16 protein-coding genes are annotated in these 15,203 nt (G+C 64.0%); 3 read left to right on the top strand and 13 right to left on the bottom strand.

Translation table 11 applies throughout. From position 1 onward, the window contains the following. Window positions 1-32 precede the first annotated feature (32 nt). The 13 genes from ACSFC5_RS14060 to ACSFC5_RS14000 all read right to left on the bottom strand — a co-directional run bounded on the left by ACSFC5_RS14060 (window position 33) and on the right by ACSFC5_RS14000 (window position 13,154). Window positions 33-1,274, bottom strand: a complete 1,242-nt coding sequence (locus tag ACSFC5_RS14060) for a CbiX/SirB N-terminal domain-containing protein (protein WP_440765872.1) — start codon at window positions 1,272-1,274, stop codon at window positions 33-35. Between the two features lie 57 nt (window positions 1,275-1,331). Further along, on the bottom strand, window positions 1,332-2,027 hold the full coding sequence (locus tag ACSFC5_RS14055) for a cobalamin biosynthesis protein (protein WP_440765871.1): 696 nt from the start codon (window positions 2,025-2,027) through the stop codon (window positions 1,332-1,334). Continuing rightward, window positions 2,024-2,290, bottom strand: coding sequence for a ferredoxin (locus ACSFC5_RS14050; protein WP_440765870.1), 267 nt, complete (start codon window positions 2,288-2,290; stop codon window positions 2,024-2,026). Before ACSFC5_RS14050 ends, ACSFC5_RS14055 begins: the two co-directional genes overlap by 4 nt. Before the next feature lie 33 nt (window positions 2,291-2,323). Next, window positions 2,324-3,361 carry a precorrin-3B C(17)-methyltransferase gene (gene cobJ, locus ACSFC5_RS14045; RefSeq protein ID WP_440765869.1) on the bottom strand — a complete coding sequence of 346 codons (1,038 nt, stop codon included), beginning with the start codon at window positions 3,359-3,361 and terminating at the stop codon, window positions 2,324-2,326. Window positions 3,362-3,386: 25 nt separating this feature from the next. Then, the gene (locus ACSFC5_RS14040) at window positions 3,387-4,262 is read right to left on the bottom strand and encodes a precorrin-3B C(17)-methyltransferase (RefSeq protein ID WP_440765868.1); all 876 of its coding nucleotides are present in this window, start codon (window positions 4,260-4,262) and stop codon (window positions 3,387-3,389) included. Further along, window positions 4,259-5,251, bottom strand: a complete 993-nt coding sequence (gene cbiG, locus ACSFC5_RS14035; RefSeq protein ID WP_440765867.1) for a cobalt-precorrin 5A hydrolase — start codon at window positions 5,249-5,251, stop codon at window positions 4,259-4,261. The genes ACSFC5_RS14040 and cbiG overlap by 4 nt, the downstream gene beginning before the upstream one ends. A 210-nt stretch (window positions 5,252-5,461) precedes the next feature. Continuing rightward, the gene (locus tag ACSFC5_RS14030) at window positions 5,462-6,382 is read right to left on the bottom strand and encodes a cobalt-precorrin-4/precorrin-4 C(11)-methyltransferase (protein WP_440765866.1); all 921 of its coding nucleotides are present in this window, start codon (window positions 6,380-6,382) and stop codon (window positions 5,462-5,464) included. A 2-nt stretch (window positions 6,383-6,384) separates the two neighbouring features. Beyond that, window positions 6,385-7,203, bottom strand: a complete 819-nt coding sequence (locus ACSFC5_RS14025) for a cobalt-factor II C(20)-methyltransferase (RefSeq protein ID WP_440765865.1) — start codon at window positions 7,201-7,203, stop codon at window positions 6,385-6,387. Next, window positions 7,200-7,811, bottom strand: coding sequence for a precorrin-6Y C5,15-methyltransferase (decarboxylating) subunit CbiT (cbiT, locus tag ACSFC5_RS14020; protein WP_440765864.1), 612 nt, complete (start codon window positions 7,809-7,811; stop codon window positions 7,200-7,202). Before cbiT ends, ACSFC5_RS14025 begins: the two co-directional genes overlap by 4 nt. A gap of 171 nt (window positions 7,812-7,982) precedes the next feature. Beyond that, window positions 7,983-8,909, bottom strand: a complete 927-nt coding sequence (locus tag ACSFC5_RS14015) for a ferritin family protein (protein ID WP_440765863.1) — start codon at window positions 8,907-8,909, stop codon at window positions 7,983-7,985. A gap of 151 nt (window positions 8,910-9,060) precedes the next feature. Then, entirely contained in the window at window positions 9,061-9,843 is a 783-nt protein-coding gene (locus tag ACSFC5_RS14010; RefSeq protein ID WP_440765862.1) for a 3-oxoacyl-ACP reductase family protein, read from the bottom strand. Window positions 9,844-10,085: 242 nt separating this feature from the next. After that, window positions 10,086-11,654 carry a hypothetical protein gene (locus ACSFC5_RS14005; RefSeq protein ID WP_440765861.1) on the bottom strand — a complete coding sequence of 523 codons (1,569 nt, stop codon included), beginning with the start codon at window positions 11,652-11,654 and terminating at the stop codon, window positions 10,086-10,088. A gap of 168 nt (window positions 11,655-11,822) precedes the next feature. Beyond that, the gene (locus ACSFC5_RS14000; protein ID WP_440766308.1) at window positions 11,823-13,154 is read right to left on the bottom strand and encodes a cobyrinic acid a,c-diamide synthase; all 1,332 of its coding nucleotides are present in this window, start codon (window positions 13,152-13,154) and stop codon (window positions 11,823-11,825) included. A 108-nt stretch (window positions 13,155-13,262) separates the two neighbouring features. Here ACSFC5_RS14000 and ACSFC5_RS13995 point away from each other — a divergent pair, with 108 nt between their 5' ends. The 3 genes from ACSFC5_RS13995 to ACSFC5_RS13985 all read left to right on the top strand — a co-directional run bounded on the left by ACSFC5_RS13995 (window position 13,263) and on the right by ACSFC5_RS13985 (window position 15,104). Next, window positions 13,263-13,817, top strand: coding sequence for a DUF1802 family protein (locus ACSFC5_RS13995; RefSeq protein WP_440765860.1), 555 nt, complete (start codon window positions 13,263-13,265; stop codon window positions 13,815-13,817). 137 nt (window positions 13,818-13,954) lie between these two features. After that, complete coding sequence (locus ACSFC5_RS13990; protein ID WP_440765859.1) at window positions 13,955-14,119, top strand: hypothetical protein; 165 nt, start codon at window positions 13,955-13,957, stop codon at window positions 14,117-14,119. A gap of 304 nt (window positions 14,120-14,423) precedes the next feature. Then, window positions 14,424-15,104, top strand: coding sequence for a class I SAM-dependent methyltransferase (locus tag ACSFC5_RS13985; RefSeq protein WP_440765858.1), 681 nt, complete (start codon window positions 14,424-14,426; stop codon window positions 15,102-15,104). Window positions 15,105-15,203 lie beyond the last annotated feature (99 nt).

Below are 15,203 nucleotides of genomic sequence, written 5' to 3'. Positions count from 1 at the left end.
TCGTGATCGGTTGGTTCGCTGCGATTCCTCTCTCAGAGCGTCTGATCGACCAGATCGCTGACGATCCGATCGCGATCCAGGTGATCGCCGACGATCCGCTCGGCGTCCTCGCTCGCGACGTCGCCGTACCAGATTCCGTCCGGGTAGACGGCGACCATCGGTCCGTCGCCGCAACGCCCGAGACAGGACGACCGCGTAATGCGGGCGTCGCAGTGTTCGGAGTCGCGGGCTTCCTGTCGAAGCCGCTCGAGGACCGCTGGCGACCCCATCTTCGCACAGGTTTGGTTGGTACAGACCGCGACGTGCTTTTCCGGTGCGTCGTGGGTGTGCGGTTCCTCGTCGACGTCCTCGCGGTCCGCGTGGGATTGCTGGTGGGCGAGCGCTCGCAGCATCGCTCGTGCGCCGCCGACGTCCTCCTCGTACCCCTCGAGATCGACCTTGTACTTGCAGGTGTCACAGGACATCTCCACGCTTCCCGACCGAGCCTCCTGCCAGCGGTCGGCGAAGACGTCGAGCAGTCTCGAGTCCGTGCCGAGCGGATCGCCCGCCAGCGCGTCGACGTACGGATACTCGTCGTCGAACTCCGCCGTCCAGTCCCGAACGCGCTGGGTGAGGACGCCGTCGCCGAGCATGTACGGAAGGACGACGACCGCGTCGGGCCGGTGTTTCGAGAGCCCGTGGAGGCTCTCCTCAAGCGTCGGCTCCGTGACGCCGATAAACGACGCCTCGACACGGTCGAACGCCCGGCCCTCGTACAGCAGTCGGGCCAGCTTATGCACGTCGCCGTTGGCGTCCGGATCGCTCGAGCCTCGGCCGCAGAGGACGACCGCGACGTCGTCTTCGGTGCGGTCGACGCCGAGTTCCGCCTCGACCGCGGCGGCCCGGTCGTCCAGCAGGTCTAAGAGTGCGGGGTGAATCCCCAGATGCGCGCCGTTGTTGATCTCGATCTCCTGCGTCGCGCGAGCCTGTTCGATCGCCAGCGGCACGTCGTTCTTGACGTGGCTCGCCGCGAACAGCGAGCAGTGGACGACCGTCACCTGCGAGGTGAGGGCCGCGAGTTCCGCGATGGCCTCGTCGATCGCCGGCTCAGCGAGTTCGAGGAACGCGGCGTCGGCCGGGATGCCGAGTCGCGACTCGAGGGCGGCAGCCAGTTCGCGAACCTGTTCGTTGGATTTCTCCCGGCGGGAGCCGTGGCCGATCAGCAGGATGGCTTCGTCGTCGAAGGCCGTGGCGCGAGCGGACGTGATCTCGTCGGCGTTGTCGGGTGTACTCATTGTGGGGTATCGGATCGTGTCCGGTTCGATCGCTGTTGTCTGTGGGTTCTCGGTCGGTTACTCGTCGTAGGCGTCGGCCTGCTTGAGGCTCCGCTCGAGTTTGCGGCGGCGACTCGGTGCGAACAGCCCTGTCTCCTCGCAGTTCTCATAGAGCCACGTGCCGAAGGCGGGCGCGGCGTCGTCGTCGACGCCGAACCAGTAGCCGCCGGAGGAGGTCTCGCCGAGGTCGCCCATCGGCGCGTCTACCGGGCAGTCGGCGATCAGCTCCCGCGTGAGTTCGAGAAGGTCCCGATCGTCGTGGACGAAGGAGATGCCCACGGTGCCACTTGAGGACTTGAAGCAGATGGTGCCACAGCCCTCGAGGAGGCCCCGAAGGAGTTCGCGGTCGTGGTTCGCAAACGCTCCGAAGCGGTAGTTTCCGCGGCCGTCGACGGGGAGACCGAGCGCGCCGCTGCGGCCCAAGAGGCCCGAGTTGTCCCCATTCTCGCCGCCGCCGATCGACAGCGTATACTCGTCTTCCGTCCGCGTGATCGAGGTATCGTGCGCGTAGTCGCGGCTGGTCGTGTCGTGTTCCACGTTGCCGCCTGCAATCGCAGCTAGTACCTGTGCGGACGCCTCGTCGTTGGTGACGACCTCGATGGAATCATTTGAAACGTCGCCGCTGCCGGCGACGTGCCCCCAGAGATACGCCGTCGCGGGGTGACCCGCGAGCGGGTCGGCCGGGACTTCGATCTGCTGTTCGGTTTCGCTCATTCGGCCACCTCCTCGACGATGATCGCGTCGGTCGGACAGGCCGCGGCGGCCTGTTTGGCTTCGTCGATGCGGTCGTCGTCGAACGTCGCGACGACGCGCTCGTCGGTGTCGGTGACCTCGCCCTCGCAGTCGTAGACGGGATCCGCGCTCGGATCGATCGTCGCGAGGCCGTCCTCGCCCTCAACGAATCGGGGGTCGCGGGTCAGACAGGCGAAGATGCCGTCACAGGCGTCTTTCTCGATGGTAACTTCGTATCGTGGCATTGTGGTGGTGGAGTCGCTGGTCGGGTCGCTCGCTCAGTAGTCGTACTTCGTCTCGTAGCCACGCGGCGTGACCATCCGGTCGTCCCAGACGTAGGTGTCCTCGGTGCCGACGACGATGGTCGTCGTCATGTCGATGATCTCGCTCTCGCCGAGATCCTCGAGTTCGGCGAGTTCGGTGATCATCACCTGCTCGTCCTCGCGGCCCGCACCGTGGACGATGCCGACCGGCGTGTCGGGGTCCCGATGCGTGAGGAGGATCTCACAGCACTTCTGGAAGTTCTCCCGGCGTTTGCGGCTCCACGGGTTGTAGATCGTGATCGTGAAGTTCTCGCTGGCGACGGAGTGCAGGCGGGACTCGATCTCCGGCATCGGAACGAGGTGGTCCGACAGCGAGACCGAGACGGTGTCGTTCACCAGCGGCGCCCCGAGACGGGCCGCACAGGACTGGGCCGCCGGAACGCCCGGAATCACGTCGAAGTCGACCATCGTCGCCGTCGCCCCCTTGGACTCGAGTATCTCGAGTGCTAGCCCCGCCAACGCGTAGACGTTCGGGTCGCCGCTGCCGACGATGGCGACGTCGTTGCCCGCGAGCGTGCGATCGATCGACTCCTCGGTTCGGGAGACCTCGCCGCACATGGGCGTGTCGTAGATGTCGTCGGCCTGCTCGGTGATCTCGTCCGGAATGAGTTCGATGTACGTCGTGTAGCCGACGATATGGTCGGCATCCAGCAGCGCGTTCTTCGCGCGCTCGGTCATCCCCTCTGCGTGACCGGGGCCGAGGCCGACGGCGGTTAGCCGGCCCGGGTCGGCGTCGAAATCGTCGACTTTCGCGCCGACCTCCTGCTCGTTCGATCCACTGTCATCCGAACTCGAGGCGCCGCAACTCGAACTGGACGAAGACGAGGAACTGGAACTCGACGCTCCGCACTTCGAATCCGAGTTGTCACTCGTGTCGCTCGATGCGCCGCATTTCGACCCACTCGAGGGCTCAGTCTCCGTTTCGGTGGTGCTCGAGGCACCGCACTTCGATGTCGATTCGTCGTCGGCATCTGCGTTGGTGTTCGTGCTCATGGGTGTAGGATGTGGTGTGTATTCGTCAGAAGTCGTCGACGTCACGCCCGCCGCGTGGGGTGACAAGGTACGTTCGATCGTCGTTGCGCCAGGTCTCGGTCTCGTGGTTGCCGATGATCAGCGAGGTGCCCATCCCGGAGACCTTATCGTCGTGATCGGCGGCCTCGCCGAGGGTCGTGACGAACTCACTCTCGCCGTTCCGGCCGGCGTCTTCCCGGCCGGCGTCGTTGACGATAGCCACGAGGGCGTCGTCGGTCCGCTCCTCGCGGACGATCTCAACGGCCTGTTCGTAGTTGCGCCAGCAGTTGTAGAGGACGATCACGAAGCCCGAGATGGCCGCCGCGCGCAGTTTCTCCTCGATCTCGTCCCAGCCGCGCCACTTGTCCGACAGCGAGATCGTACAGAAGTCGTTGCACAGCGGCGCGCCGACGTTGGCGGAGCCGCCCAGCGCCGCCGTGATCCCGGGAACGATTTCGATCGGCACGTCCGTCGCGTCCTCCTCTTCGGCCATCTTGAAGATGAGGTCGGATTTGCCGTAGACCGAGGGATCGCCACCCGAGACGTGAGCGACGTCTTTCCCCTCGCGGACGTAATCGAACGCCGCGCGGGCGAGTTCGATCTGGCGGCCCATCGTCGAGCGGACGATTTCCTGCTCGAAGCCGTCGTCACGGACCGCGATGCCGTCCTCGTCCGTTTCGTCTTCGGGCAGCAGCGTGCCGTCATCGCGCAGGAACTCCTGGTAGAGACTCGAGGCGATGACGACCTCCGAGGACTCAATGACTCGTTTGGCCTTCGCGGTCATGTGGTCCGGCAAGCCGGGCCCGATGCCGACGACGTAGAGGGTGCCGTGGTCGTCGGGGGTTCCGTTTCCGGTGTCGCTCGCCGCTTCGTCGACGCTCATCGACCGATCGCCACCGTAACCTCGTTCTCGTAGCCGGTTTTCTCGAGGACCAGTTCCTGCTCGGCACCGCCTGCAATCGCACTCGCCTCCGAGACGCCGGGCCAGCCGATCAGTTCCTTCGATTTGGATGGCGTCGGCCCCTCGTGCTCGAGCAGCGTCTCCTTGCCGAAGGCGACCACGCCGAGGTCGAGTTCCTGGGCTGCCTCGAGTAAGCCTTCCTCCTCCTCCTTCCGGGTTGCAGTCCCGACGAATTCGACGTCCGCGAAGTCGTAGTCCGTCTGCTCGAGCGCTTCCTCCCACGCGGCGATGAACGATTCTTTGCTCGCGCCGGAGACGCTGCCGGTGCCGATGACGATCCCGTCTCGTTTGTTGCGCTTCAGGACCGTCACGTCGTCGCCGACGAGGACGGCCTTGGGGCCCTCGAGTCGTTCCACTGGACCGAGGTTGTCGTCCAGCACCGCGAGGTTCGTCTTCACCGTCGAATCGCCGTTGACGACGTGGGTGTCCATCGCCTTCGCGCGGGACTCGACGCCTTGCTTGCCGGCGGCCTCGCTCGCGGTGGTCATCGCCGGAATCGCGCCCATCGTTGCCAGGTCCTGTGCGACCTGGTTCGCGCCGTGGTGGCCGCCCGTGATCGGGATGGCCCACGTCAGTTCCTCGTCGACGACACAGATTGCGGGGTCGTCCCACTTGTCGTCTAACAGGTGGGCCGTCTTCCGCATCGCGATGCCGCTTGCCATCAGGCCGATGAAGCAGTCGTACTCGCCCCAGTGCTCCTCGAAGACATCGCCGTGATACTCGATGATGTCGATCGTCTCGTACCGGTCGCCGATTTCGTCCTTAATCTCCTCGGCGGTGTCCATCTTCCGCCCGAAGGAGATGATCGCGATCTCTTCGGCGACTTCGCCGTCCGAATCCGCCGTCGAACAGTGGCCGCCGGAGTCGGTACTCGAGTCGTCCGTGTCGTCAGTCTCCGTTCCTGAACTCATTGTGAAACCTCCACCGTCGCAAACTCGTCCATTCCACGCGCTATCGACCCGTCCAGACCACCGCGCGGGTGGGACTGAAAGGGGCTGCCTCGCTCGGCGAGCGAGACGACGAAAGCACCGCAGCGACCGACGGGAGCGAGGAGCGCAGCGAGTCGCAGCCGCCGAGCGAGGCAGGGGCTTTCACTGTGTTCGCGGTCAGTACATTGCAGGTCAGTCATCGCTCGCCTCCGTCTCTCCCGAACTTCCAGAAGAGCCCCGATTCGCCCAGTCACCGTAGAGGAACGACCGTTCGTAACCGGCCCCCGTCACGGCGTCGCCGATAACGACCATCGCCGAGGCCCGATAGCCGGCCTCCTCAACCTTGTCCGCGATGGTTCCGACCGTTCCGATGATGACGTCCTCGTCCGGCCAGGAGGCGTGGTAGATCACGCCGACCGGCGTCTCGGGGTCGTGGCCGTCCTCGAGCAGCCGATCCATCGTATCTCGAACTGCGTGGGTCCCGAGGTAGATACAGCTCGTCACGTCGCCCATGCCAACGAACTCGGAGATGTGATCCTCCGCCTCGGTCAGGGTCTTCCCCTGCGGCCGAGTGAACGCGACGTGATTCGAGACCTCGTTTAACGTCAATTGGGTCCGCAGCGTCGCGCTCGCGGCGAACGCGGAAGTGACGCCCGGCACGAAGTAGGTCGGAACGCCCTCGTGTTCGAGGGCGTCCATCTGCTCGAGTGCGGCCCCGTAAATCGCGGGATCGCCGCTGTGGAGCCGAACCACGTTGTCGCCGTCCTCGTAGGCGTCCCGCATCAGGGGGATGAGTTCCTCGAGGTCCTTGCCCACCGAATTGACCAACTCGGCGTGGGCGCAGTACTCGTCCAACAGTTCGCTGTTGACCAGCGACCCGGCGTGGACGACGACGTCGGCTTCCTCGAGCAGTTCCTTCCCAGCCACCGTCAGCAGTCGCGGGTTGCCGGGGCCGGCGCCGACGAAGGGGATCCCCTCTTGTTCGTCGCCGGCGTTGTGGTCGAAAATTCGGTCGTCCAGTTCCTCGCGGCGAAGTGCCCCCTGGGCGTCGATCGCTTCCTGGGGATCGCCGCCGCTTGCATCAGGATCGTCGTTCGTAGTTGTCTCCGTCATGTTCAGTGGCCTCCACAGTCGCCGTGTGCACAGCCCTCCGCCATCTCTTCAGTAACTTGCTCCCCACCATCTGCGACCGGCTCGCCGCTCGACGTCGCCTCGTCGTCGCTCGAAGCATCCTCAGTTCCGTCGGCCTCCTGCTGGAACGCCGCCGTCGCCTGCTCGACCTCGAGGTCCTCCTTGACGGCGTACGCCAGCGTGTAGTAGTCGCGCTCGTCGATTTCCGCGGGGTCGTCCGTCACCAGCGTCTCGCCCTGTTCCATGAACAGCCGGCGGCCGTAGGTCACGTCGTAGCCCGCCTCGAGGAGCCCCTCGTGGGTCGCCGGCGCGTCGGTGACCTTGAACAGGATCATCCGATCCGGGCCGGTCGGGCTGTGGCCGTTTGCGGCCTCGCGAAGCGAGAGGCCCGCGCCGGCTTCGATCTCGACGCCCATCGCGGTCGCGAACGCGGTCACGGCGCTCACGCCGGGGACGATCTCGAGTTCCACGTCCGAATGGAAGGCGTCGATCGTCCGGCGCAGGTGGCCGAAGGTCGAGTAGACGTTCGGATCGCCCAGCGTGACGAAGGCGACGTCGCCGTCGCGTGCGTTCGGCGCGATCTCCGCCGCGGCGTCCTTCCACGCCGACCGAAGCTTCTCCTCGTCTTTCGTCATCGGGAAATCGAGGTCCCCGATCTTCGACTCGTCGACGTGTTCGAGGGCGACCGATCGCGATAATCGGCCCGGCGAGTAGACCACGTCCGCGTTCTCGAGCACCTGCTTGCCGCGAACGGTCACGAGATCGGCCTCGCCGGGGCCGAGTCCGACGCCGAAGAGCGTCATCGAGACCCTCCGCGTCCATCCGCAGCAATCTTCTTCCCACCGTCGTCTTCATCCGACTCCGGCGTCGCGCTTCCGACCAGCATGTAGACCGGGTTGTCCGAGTTGAAACTCGTCGCCCCGGCGAGTTCGTAGCCGTGGCTTACCTGGAACTGGACGACCTCCTCGAGGATATCCCGCTCCCGGAAGGCTTCGGTCGCCTTGCCGGCGACCTCGAGTCGCGAGACGTTCATCACGATCCGGTCGATTTCGGTTGCGACGGCGCGGTCGAGGACGGCCTCGAAGTTTCGGCTCCCGCCCAGAAAGAGCGCGTCGGCGTCGTCGGGCAGTCCCTCGGGCGCTTCCTCGTTGCGCAGTTCGACGTCGGCCTGTACCGACGCCTCGTTGGCTGCGAGGTTCTTCTCGGTCGTCTCGAGTCGCTCCGGTTTCCGCTCGAGAGCGGTCACCCGCCCGGCTCGCTGTGCGGCTTCGATCGTGACGGCCCCCGTACAGGAGCCGACCTCCGCGAAGTGATCGTCGTCCTCGAGTGCGAGCTTCGAGCCGACGACGGCGCGGACCTCTGGCTTCGTTGGTCCGGCCTTCGCGTCGTGTGGCAGCGCGATGGGTGGCATCACCCTGTGGGAACAGAGTCCGCACCTAAAACAATTTTGTTTGGAGTAGAGAAACTACGATTGCCCAGGTGGGGTTGGAGTAGAACAATTCGAGTTGTTCACGAGCCGGTGACTGTCGAATTATCGTCCAGCGTGGGTGCTCAGCGGAAGGGAGACGGAGCAACGAAGGACTCAGTCCGCGGCGCGCCGAGCCTGTACGACTCGACGAACGTCGCCGTACTCCTCGAACCGATCGGCGCCGATGTAATCGACGGTGTCCTGCAGGTACTGGGTCGTCTGCTTGCCGATCTTCCCCTGATCGTAGCCCTCGAACGGCATTTCCTCCGGCGGTGCACCGAGAAGGCGGTTCTCGACGTACTCCTCGATCCGGGGTTCGTAGACGTCCTGTACAATGTCGGGTTCGGCTTCGGCCAGCTTCTGCATGACCCAGCGGCCGTTCTCGATGTGGCGGGTTTCGTCCTGTCGGACCTTCCCAATGGCCGTCTGGAACGACTCGAGGACGATCTCTCGCCCCATCGCCTCGGCTTTCAGTTCGATCATCTGGTCGAAGCTCAGATAGCCGCCGCGGGCGAGTTGGGCCTCGACGATCCCCATATAGTTCAGGTACGCCTCGCCCAGCGCGTAGACGAGTTCTCGCTGGTCTCCACTATTGACTGCTGCCAGGAGCTCGTCCGCGGTATCGTACAGATCGTCCGTGCTGTACCCCTGCTCCTGGTAGCCGCCGACGCGGTGCGGTTCGGTGTCCTGGGTCTCAAACACCTCCTCGAAGTACCGACTGAAGAGATCGGTGTGTTTCGCTTCCTCGTAGACCTGCTGGGCCAGATAGATCTCCTCCTGGACGGTGTCGAACGGCATCTCGTCGTTCTCGAGCGCGTCGAGGGCCATCATGTACGGTGCGAGCGTCCGCGTCACGTCCTCCTCGCCGTCGTAAAAGGCCGCACACGACGCGAGGAAGCGCTGTTGCTCTGCCTCGGAGAACTGTTCCCAGTCGGCCTTATCGGCCGCGAAGTCGTGGTCGTCCGGGTCCCACGTCCCTTCCCGCTTCCCCTTTCGATACAGCTGGTACGACTTCTCACGGTTACTGTACTCAATTGGCATACGGTCGCTAGATCACGTCCCCCGAAATGAATGTTCGTGGAAGAAACAGCTTCACGATTCAGTGTCGTTTACTCTGACCTTCAGTTACGGAGACCGGCCCGAGAACGAGTTCACCGCGAATCAGATACATCACAGGGCCGCTCTACCGTCGCTACCACTCCATCCCGCCGTTGATGCCGATCACCTGCCCCGTCATGTATTCCGCGTAGTCGCTGGTGAGAAACCGGATCATGCCGACGATATCCTCGGTCTGGGCGAACCGGTTCAACGGGATATCTTCCTTGATCTTCTCCTGCACTCGCTCGGGAACCTTCTCGAGCATGTCCGTCTGCGTGAAGCCGGGTGCGACGCAGTTCGCCGTGGAGTCGTGGGCGGCGAGTTCCAGCGCTAACGTTCGGGTGAACGCGAACAATCCACCCTTCGACGTCGCGTAGTTGGCCTGCCCGTAGTTGCCCTGCTGGCCGACGACGCTCGAGATGTTGATGAGTCGGCCGTTGTCGGAGGCCTTGATGTCGTCGAAGAAGGCCTTGGTGCAGTTGAACGTCCCGTTCAGGTTGACGTCGATGACTGTCTGCCAATCCTCGTGAGTCATATCTTCGAACTTTCGGTCGATGGTGATCCCGGCGTTGTTGACGAGCACGTCGATCCCGCCAAGTTCGTCGCGGACCGTCTCGGCCATCGCTTCGACCTCCGCCGGCTCGGAGATATCCGCCTGTACGGGAACGGCCGTCTCTTCGTTGGCCTCGATGGTCTCCGTGACTTCGCGGGCCTTCTCTTCCGCCGATCGATAGTTCACCGCCACGTCGGCCCCACAGCGGGCGAGTTCGAACGCGATATCGCGGCCGATACCGCGCGAGGATCCCGTGACGAGGCAGGTTCTGTCAGCCAGTGGGCGCTGGTCTAGCGGCTCGAGTCGCTGGACTGATTCGGACATACGAGTGGGCCTACATCGGCATTGGTGTTAACTATTTGACCGTCTATCAACATCGTTGAATGACTCTCTGTTAGCACATCGACGGTGTGATTCCACGGAGAACTGATCGAACGACTTACTTACGACGACGGCAGGAACCGGGAACTCGGTACCGACCACGCCAGCGTCGCGTTTCGACTGCAGATTCGACACTGACGTCGAAACGATTCGTCGCGACGGGACGACGGGCTGACCGGTGGTAATCAGTACGCAAACAGCTTCCAGAGCCGTTCACTGACAGTCGGCGAACCGAGTTCGGCTGGTCGCTCCACGTCGATGTCGACGTCGTACTCGAACGCAACGTGAGGGTCGTACCGTTGCTCTGAGTCTGGCGCTCCGTCCGTTACGTTGAGTCGAAACTCCCCGTCGGAGATCGTTTCTCTGTCCGTATCAACCGTTACCTCTCCATGCGACTCCATCACCTCGGGATCATCGAATCGATCAGTCAACTCGTTCCCCGTCAACGCGAGGAAGACGTCGTCAGGGTTGGTGAGCTCGAGGACGATTTCGTCGTCGCGCTCCTCGCGTATCGTCCAGCTCGTGATCGCTGAGGCGGGCTCGCCTGCTTTATAGCCCCGTTTTTCAGCGTGTGGGTAGCCCGACGTTCCTTCCATCTCGATGGTTGCAGTCGATCGATACACTTGCCGTCTCTCGTAAACGGAAACGTGTTGGCGGTCCTCCCTGTCGATCCGGACCGTTTGCAGGAGTTCGTCAGGGTCGCCATCTCCGTCGTCGTCCACGTAGTATCGGTACTCGTGACTCGATCGTTCGGTGTTCTCGAAGGCCGTCGCGTACAGTTCGTCGGGATCGTCGGGTAACGGATCCGGGGACGTGTCCATCGGGCGAACCTCACCCATTCGAACGGCGCCGGCCGTTGCAACGAGTGCCGTGAGTAGCAGTACGAGAATCGCTAATTGCGTTGCTGACCGCTTTACTCCCTGTGACTTACGGTCGTGGGAACGAGTATGCGGCCGAGCGAACCGGCCGACAATCAGCGTGAACATGAGTGCGAGCCAGATCGCACCCCCCAGAATCCAGACCAGTCCACCGAGCGCGATCAAAACGGGTGGGACGCTGCCACCGAAAACGGGGGCAAGTGGCACCAACAGATGAGCGAGGAACCCCTGTTGTGCCCCTGAATAGAGTCCGGCAGCGGTCAGGCTTGTGAAGGCGAGGGCCACATCGAGCGAGACGACGAGGACGAGTTGGACGACGACGAGACCACCGACTATTCGAGGGTGTGTCACCGTTTCGACGAGCGCCTCCCGAAGCCCGCCAATTCCAGTGGCTCCGTCGACGACCCGAACGACTGCAATCGCCGGAACGATCCACGCGAGGAGCGTCCCGACCGTGACGCCGACGAGCGGTGTGAGTTGGATTACCCACGGATCGATCAGGTCGCCTCGACCGAGCCAGTAGAGTCCGTACCGAACGGGCGTGTCGACCAGCAAAAAGAGGGCGACGCCGCCCGCGACTGCGAGTGCGTGGCCCCCGAAGGCGACGACGACGAGCGACGGGAGTCGGCTGTCGACGATTCTACCTGCAGTCGTCGCTTCGTCGGCACTGTCGCCCAGCCGATCTCGGACTGTGGGTCCGACCGAGGCGAGACCAACGACGGCGACGACCGGCGGCCAGAGCACGCCAGCGATTGGAGACACCGTTATTGCGAGGAAAAATCGCACCACCGTCTCGAGCAACACGACGACAGTTGCGGTGACGAAGAGCCGGTCGGTCGACCCCGTCACCCGGAGGGCGTTTCTGAGCGTGGTCACGGGTAGCTGTTGTAAAACGTCTATCATAAACGGTCCGGTTAGCGGAACGCGAACGAATATCGGGACGCTAGAGCCGTCGAACTCGAAATCACGTACCGTTGGGGTCCGTTCGGTACGTCTACGGATCGCAATCGAATTGTATTTTGGCAGCCCTGACCGCGCGTCCGGTCAGCGATTCGCAGCAATCGTCTCGAGGAACCGATCGAACGCCCCGCTTTCGGCGTGGACGTGGACGTACGTCCCCAGCGACTCGTACTCCGTCAGGCCGTCGTGGTCGCCGTCGATGCCGTCCCCGCGAACCGTCTCGAAGGCAAAGCGGGCGTCGCCGTCGACGTCGGCGCTCGAGTAGTGGAACTCGTGACCCCGAATCGTCTCGCCGGCGTCGGCAGTCAGCGTTCCCTCGCTCGCCTCGAGTTCGACGTGATCCAGTGCCTGGTAGCGGTCGTGCATCGTGACGTCCGCCGGCAGGATGCCGGCCATCTCGTGTCGGTCGCCATCCGCTGTCGTCAGCGACCGGCTCATCGCCATCAGGCCGCCACACTCGCCGAGGACCGGCAGTCCGTCGCTGGCCAACTCGCCGAGTTCCGAAAGGGTACCCGACGACTCGAGTTCCGCGGCGTGGAGTTCGGGGTAGCCACCGGGCAGGTAGATCCCGTCGCAGTCGGGCACGGGATCGCCCGCGACGGGCGAGAACGTGACCAGTTCGGCCCGCTCGCGAAACCGTTCGATGGTTGCAGGATACCGAAAACAGAATGCCGCGTCGTCGGCAACGGCGACGGTGGCGTCGATCGAATCGCCGGACTGAGCGGGTTCGTCGGACGAACTCGACCCGTCGGGCGCGGGCGGTTCGCTCGCCACCTCCGCCAGCCGTTCGGCCTCGAGCGATTCCGCAGCCTCCCGGAGCGCCTCCCTCGGCAGTGCAGCCTCCGCGCCCAGCTTGAGGCCGAGGTGCCGATCCGGAATCTCGAGGTCGGGATTCGGCGGGATTCGACCGAAGAACTCGAGGTCGTCGGGCAGGGCGTCACGGATGCCCTGCTCGTGGCGACCGCCGTGGGCGCGCTGGGCAACGATGCCGGCGACTTCGACGTCGCGGCCGATCGTTTCCGCGTACTGCTGGAATCCGAGCGCGGTCGCCGCAACGCTCTCCATGCCCGCCTTCGCGTCGACGACGAGGACGACGGGCACGTCGAGCGCTTCCGCGACCATCGCGGTGCTCGAGCCGTCGCCGTCGTAGAGGCCCATGACGCCCTCGACGACGCAGATGTCCCCGTCGCCGCGCTGATAGTTCCGCTTGAGGCCGTCCTCGCCGCAGAGCCACAGATCCAGCGTGCGGGAGGGACGGCCCGCGATCGCCTCGTGGTGGCTCGGATCGATGAAGTCCGGCCCCGCTTTGGCTGGCTGGACCTCGTGGCCTGCGTCCTCGAGCGCCTGAATAATCGACAGCGTCGCGACCGTCTTCCCGACGCCGGAACTGACGCCGCCGAGGACGAATCCGTTCATCATTGTGGTTGCGTTCGCACAACTGAACTTGAATCCGTCGGTGCAAGTGGGTCACTCGAGTAACCGAAACCGAATTGGGACTCGTCTCCGTTCGATCGAGCGAGACCAATGAGCGAAGCCAAGACGGCGGCGATTCCCGCACTGAAAGAGCGCGCCGGCGTGGTCAACGCCGTACTTGAGGGCACTCAGACGGTCCTCGTTCGACACCCCACGCTCGATCCGGGCACGATCGACGGCCCGTTCGTGCTCTATCCCGCGTACACCCATCAGGAGCCGGATCGCTATCAACCCCGGTACGAGGACTACTACTATCGGGCCAGTGCCAAGCCGGAAGAGGGAGTGTCGATCCGTGCTGTTGCTGCCGTCCGCGGGGAGTACACCGTCTCGAGCGACGACCTCGCGTCCCTCGCCCGACACTACGTCTACACCCCTGACGGACTGCGCGATAAGTACGGTCCGGACGGCGACCTGCGCGTGCTGTTGCTTCGAGTGAGCGAACTCGACTCGCCCCGAATCATCGACGAGCGGGGGAGCTACCGCGGCTGTCGCGCGTGGATCGACCTCGCAGATGACGTCGCGGTCGACCTCGAGTCGACGACGCCGGTACTCGACGATCCGACGTTCGCCGAACGTCGGGCGGCGGTTCGGGACGCCCTCGAGTGATACGGTCTGCTGTAACGATTTATCGGTGCAACTGCAACGATCCTGCGGTTGCACCGAAATGACTTACAGCGATCCGTATGAGAGGAGGTCCGCCGACGAACTTAAGCCCTCGAGTCGGTTACGACCGTCTCCCTCCCATGACCGACGAAACCCAACACGAGACCGAGCATCACCTCCGGGAAGCCCTGCGTCACCTCGGCGAAGCACAGCAGGGTGACCTCCGTAAGACGAACGCCGTCGCGCTCGAGCAGGTTTCGAACACTCTGTCGTCGGTGCTGCGGGAACACGAGCAGGACGAGTGACGGATTTCGGCCGACGTTCCGTCGCAGCGTTCATCCGCTCTTACCACCTACCGATCCCACTTGGCATAGATACCTAGAGGTAGATTTATTTGTAATAATCTCATAGCCGGATATATTACCGCTTCGCGACTGGGTATCACCTCACCGCGAACGGGAACGACCAGCCGACTACACCTATGCAATCAACACACGACTCGAGGCGACGCGTCTCCGGAACGGAGACGCGTGTCCGAACTGTCCCGCACGACCCGTGCGAGCACCGTCTGCCGGCACAGCGCAGCGATCGCAGTAACGGGGGAGACCGATGACGCCGCCGACCCAGTCCGACGAGGAGGTCAAGGCGACCGTCCAGCAGTACTGGGACGGCCGCGCCGATTCGTTCGACGACGACAGCCAACACGGTATTCACAGCGAGGAGCAACGCGAGGCATGGCTGTCGGTGCTGCGTCCGTGGACGGATGATCCACCACAGCAGATCCTCGACGTCGGCTGTGGCACCGGCGTGATCTCGCTGCTGCTGGCGGAGCTCGGCCACGACGTCACGGGCGTCGACTTCGCCCCGGAAATGCTCGAGCAAGCGCGAGCGAAGGTCGAGCAGTCGGTACTATCCGCCGAGTTCCAGCGCGGAGACGCGGAGAACCTGGCGCAGTCCGACGACGCGTACGACCTGGTGACGGCACGCCACCTCATCTGGACGCTTCCGAGCCCGGAGAACGCAATCGACGAGTGGCAGCGCGTCGTCCATCCCGGCGGTCGTCTCGTCCTGATCGAGGGGCACTGGGACTTCGACGAGACGTTCGAGGGGTACGAAGAGATCCACGACGACCTGCCGCTGTACGACGGTCGGCCGCCCGAAGAGCTAGCGGCGTTCCTCAGAGAGCAGGGGCTCGAGAACGTCGAGTACGACCCCCTGGTGGAGTCTGCGCTCTGGGGACAGGAGCCGAATTACGAGAAGTACATCATGGTCGGCGACGTGCCCGAGTAGTTCGTTCTACTCCGTGTCGTCGCGATTTTCTCGAGCGTCCACGGTACGCGTCCTCGAACAGCCACGGGACGAACCGCTCGGTGTCGTTTACTGTACTCA

Source organism: Natronorubrum marinum (assembly GCF_052040125.1).
Taxonomy (GTDB): domain Archaea; phylum Halobacteriota; class Halobacteria; order Halobacteriales; family Natrialbaceae; genus Natronorubrum.
The sequence above is the reverse complement of the archived record's forward strand: the minus strand, read 5'-3'. Positions and strand labels throughout refer to the sequence as shown.

Excerpts from the sequence above, each read along its gene's own strand:
- ACSFC5_RS14060 (WP_440765872.1), bottom strand. The coding sequence starts at position 1,274 with ATGAGTACACCCGACAACGCCGACGAGATCACGTCCGCTCGCGCCACG.
- ACSFC5_RS14055 (WP_440765871.1), bottom strand. The coding sequence starts at position 2,027 with ATGAGCGAAACCGAACAGCAGATCGAAGTCCCGGCCGACCCGCTCGCG.
- ACSFC5_RS14050 (WP_440765870.1), bottom strand. The coding sequence starts at position 2,290 with ATGCCACGATACGAAGTTACCATCGAGAAAGACGCCTGTGACGGCATC.
- cobJ (WP_440765869.1), bottom strand. The coding sequence starts at position 3,361 with ATGAGCACGAACACCAACGCAGATGCCGACGACGAATCGACATCGAAG.
- ACSFC5_RS14040 (WP_440765868.1), bottom strand. The coding sequence starts at position 4,262 with ATGAGCGTCGACGAAGCGGCGAGCGACACCGGAAACGGAACCCCCGAC.
- cbiG (WP_440765867.1), bottom strand. The coding sequence starts at position 5,251 with ATGAGTTCAGGAACGGAGACTGACGACACGGACGACTCGAGTACCGAC.
- ACSFC5_RS14030 (WP_440765866.1), bottom strand. The coding sequence starts at position 6,382 with ATGACGGAGACAACTACGAACGACGATCCTGATGCAAGCGGCGGCGAT.
- ACSFC5_RS14025 (WP_440765865.1), bottom strand. The coding sequence starts at position 7,203 with ATGACGCTCTTCGGCGTCGGACTCGGCCCCGGCGAGGCCGATCTCGTG.
- cbiT (WP_440765864.1), bottom strand. The coding sequence starts at position 7,811 with ATGCCACCCATCGCGCTGCCACACGACGCGAAGGCCGGACCAACGAAG.
- ACSFC5_RS14015 (WP_440765863.1), bottom strand. The coding sequence starts at position 8,909 with ATGCCAATTGAGTACAGTAACCGTGAGAAGTCGTACCAGCTGTATCGA.
- ACSFC5_RS14010 (WP_440765862.1), bottom strand. The coding sequence starts at position 9,843 with ATGTCCGAATCAGTCCAGCGACTCGAGCCGCTAGACCAGCGCCCACTG.
- ACSFC5_RS14000 (WP_440766308.1), bottom strand. The coding sequence starts at position 13,154 with ATGAACGGATTCGTCCTCGGCGGCGTCAGTTCCGGCGTCGGGAAGACG.
- ACSFC5_RS13995 (WP_440765860.1), top strand. The coding sequence starts at position 13,263 with ATGAGCGAAGCCAAGACGGCGGCGATTCCCGCACTGAAAGAGCGCGCC.
- ACSFC5_RS13990 (WP_440765859.1), top strand. The coding sequence starts at position 13,955 with ATGACCGACGAAACCCAACACGAGACCGAGCATCACCTCCGGGAAGCC.
- ACSFC5_RS13985 (WP_440765858.1), top strand. The coding sequence starts at position 14,424 with ATGACGCCGCCGACCCAGTCCGACGAGGAGGTCAAGGCGACCGTCCAG.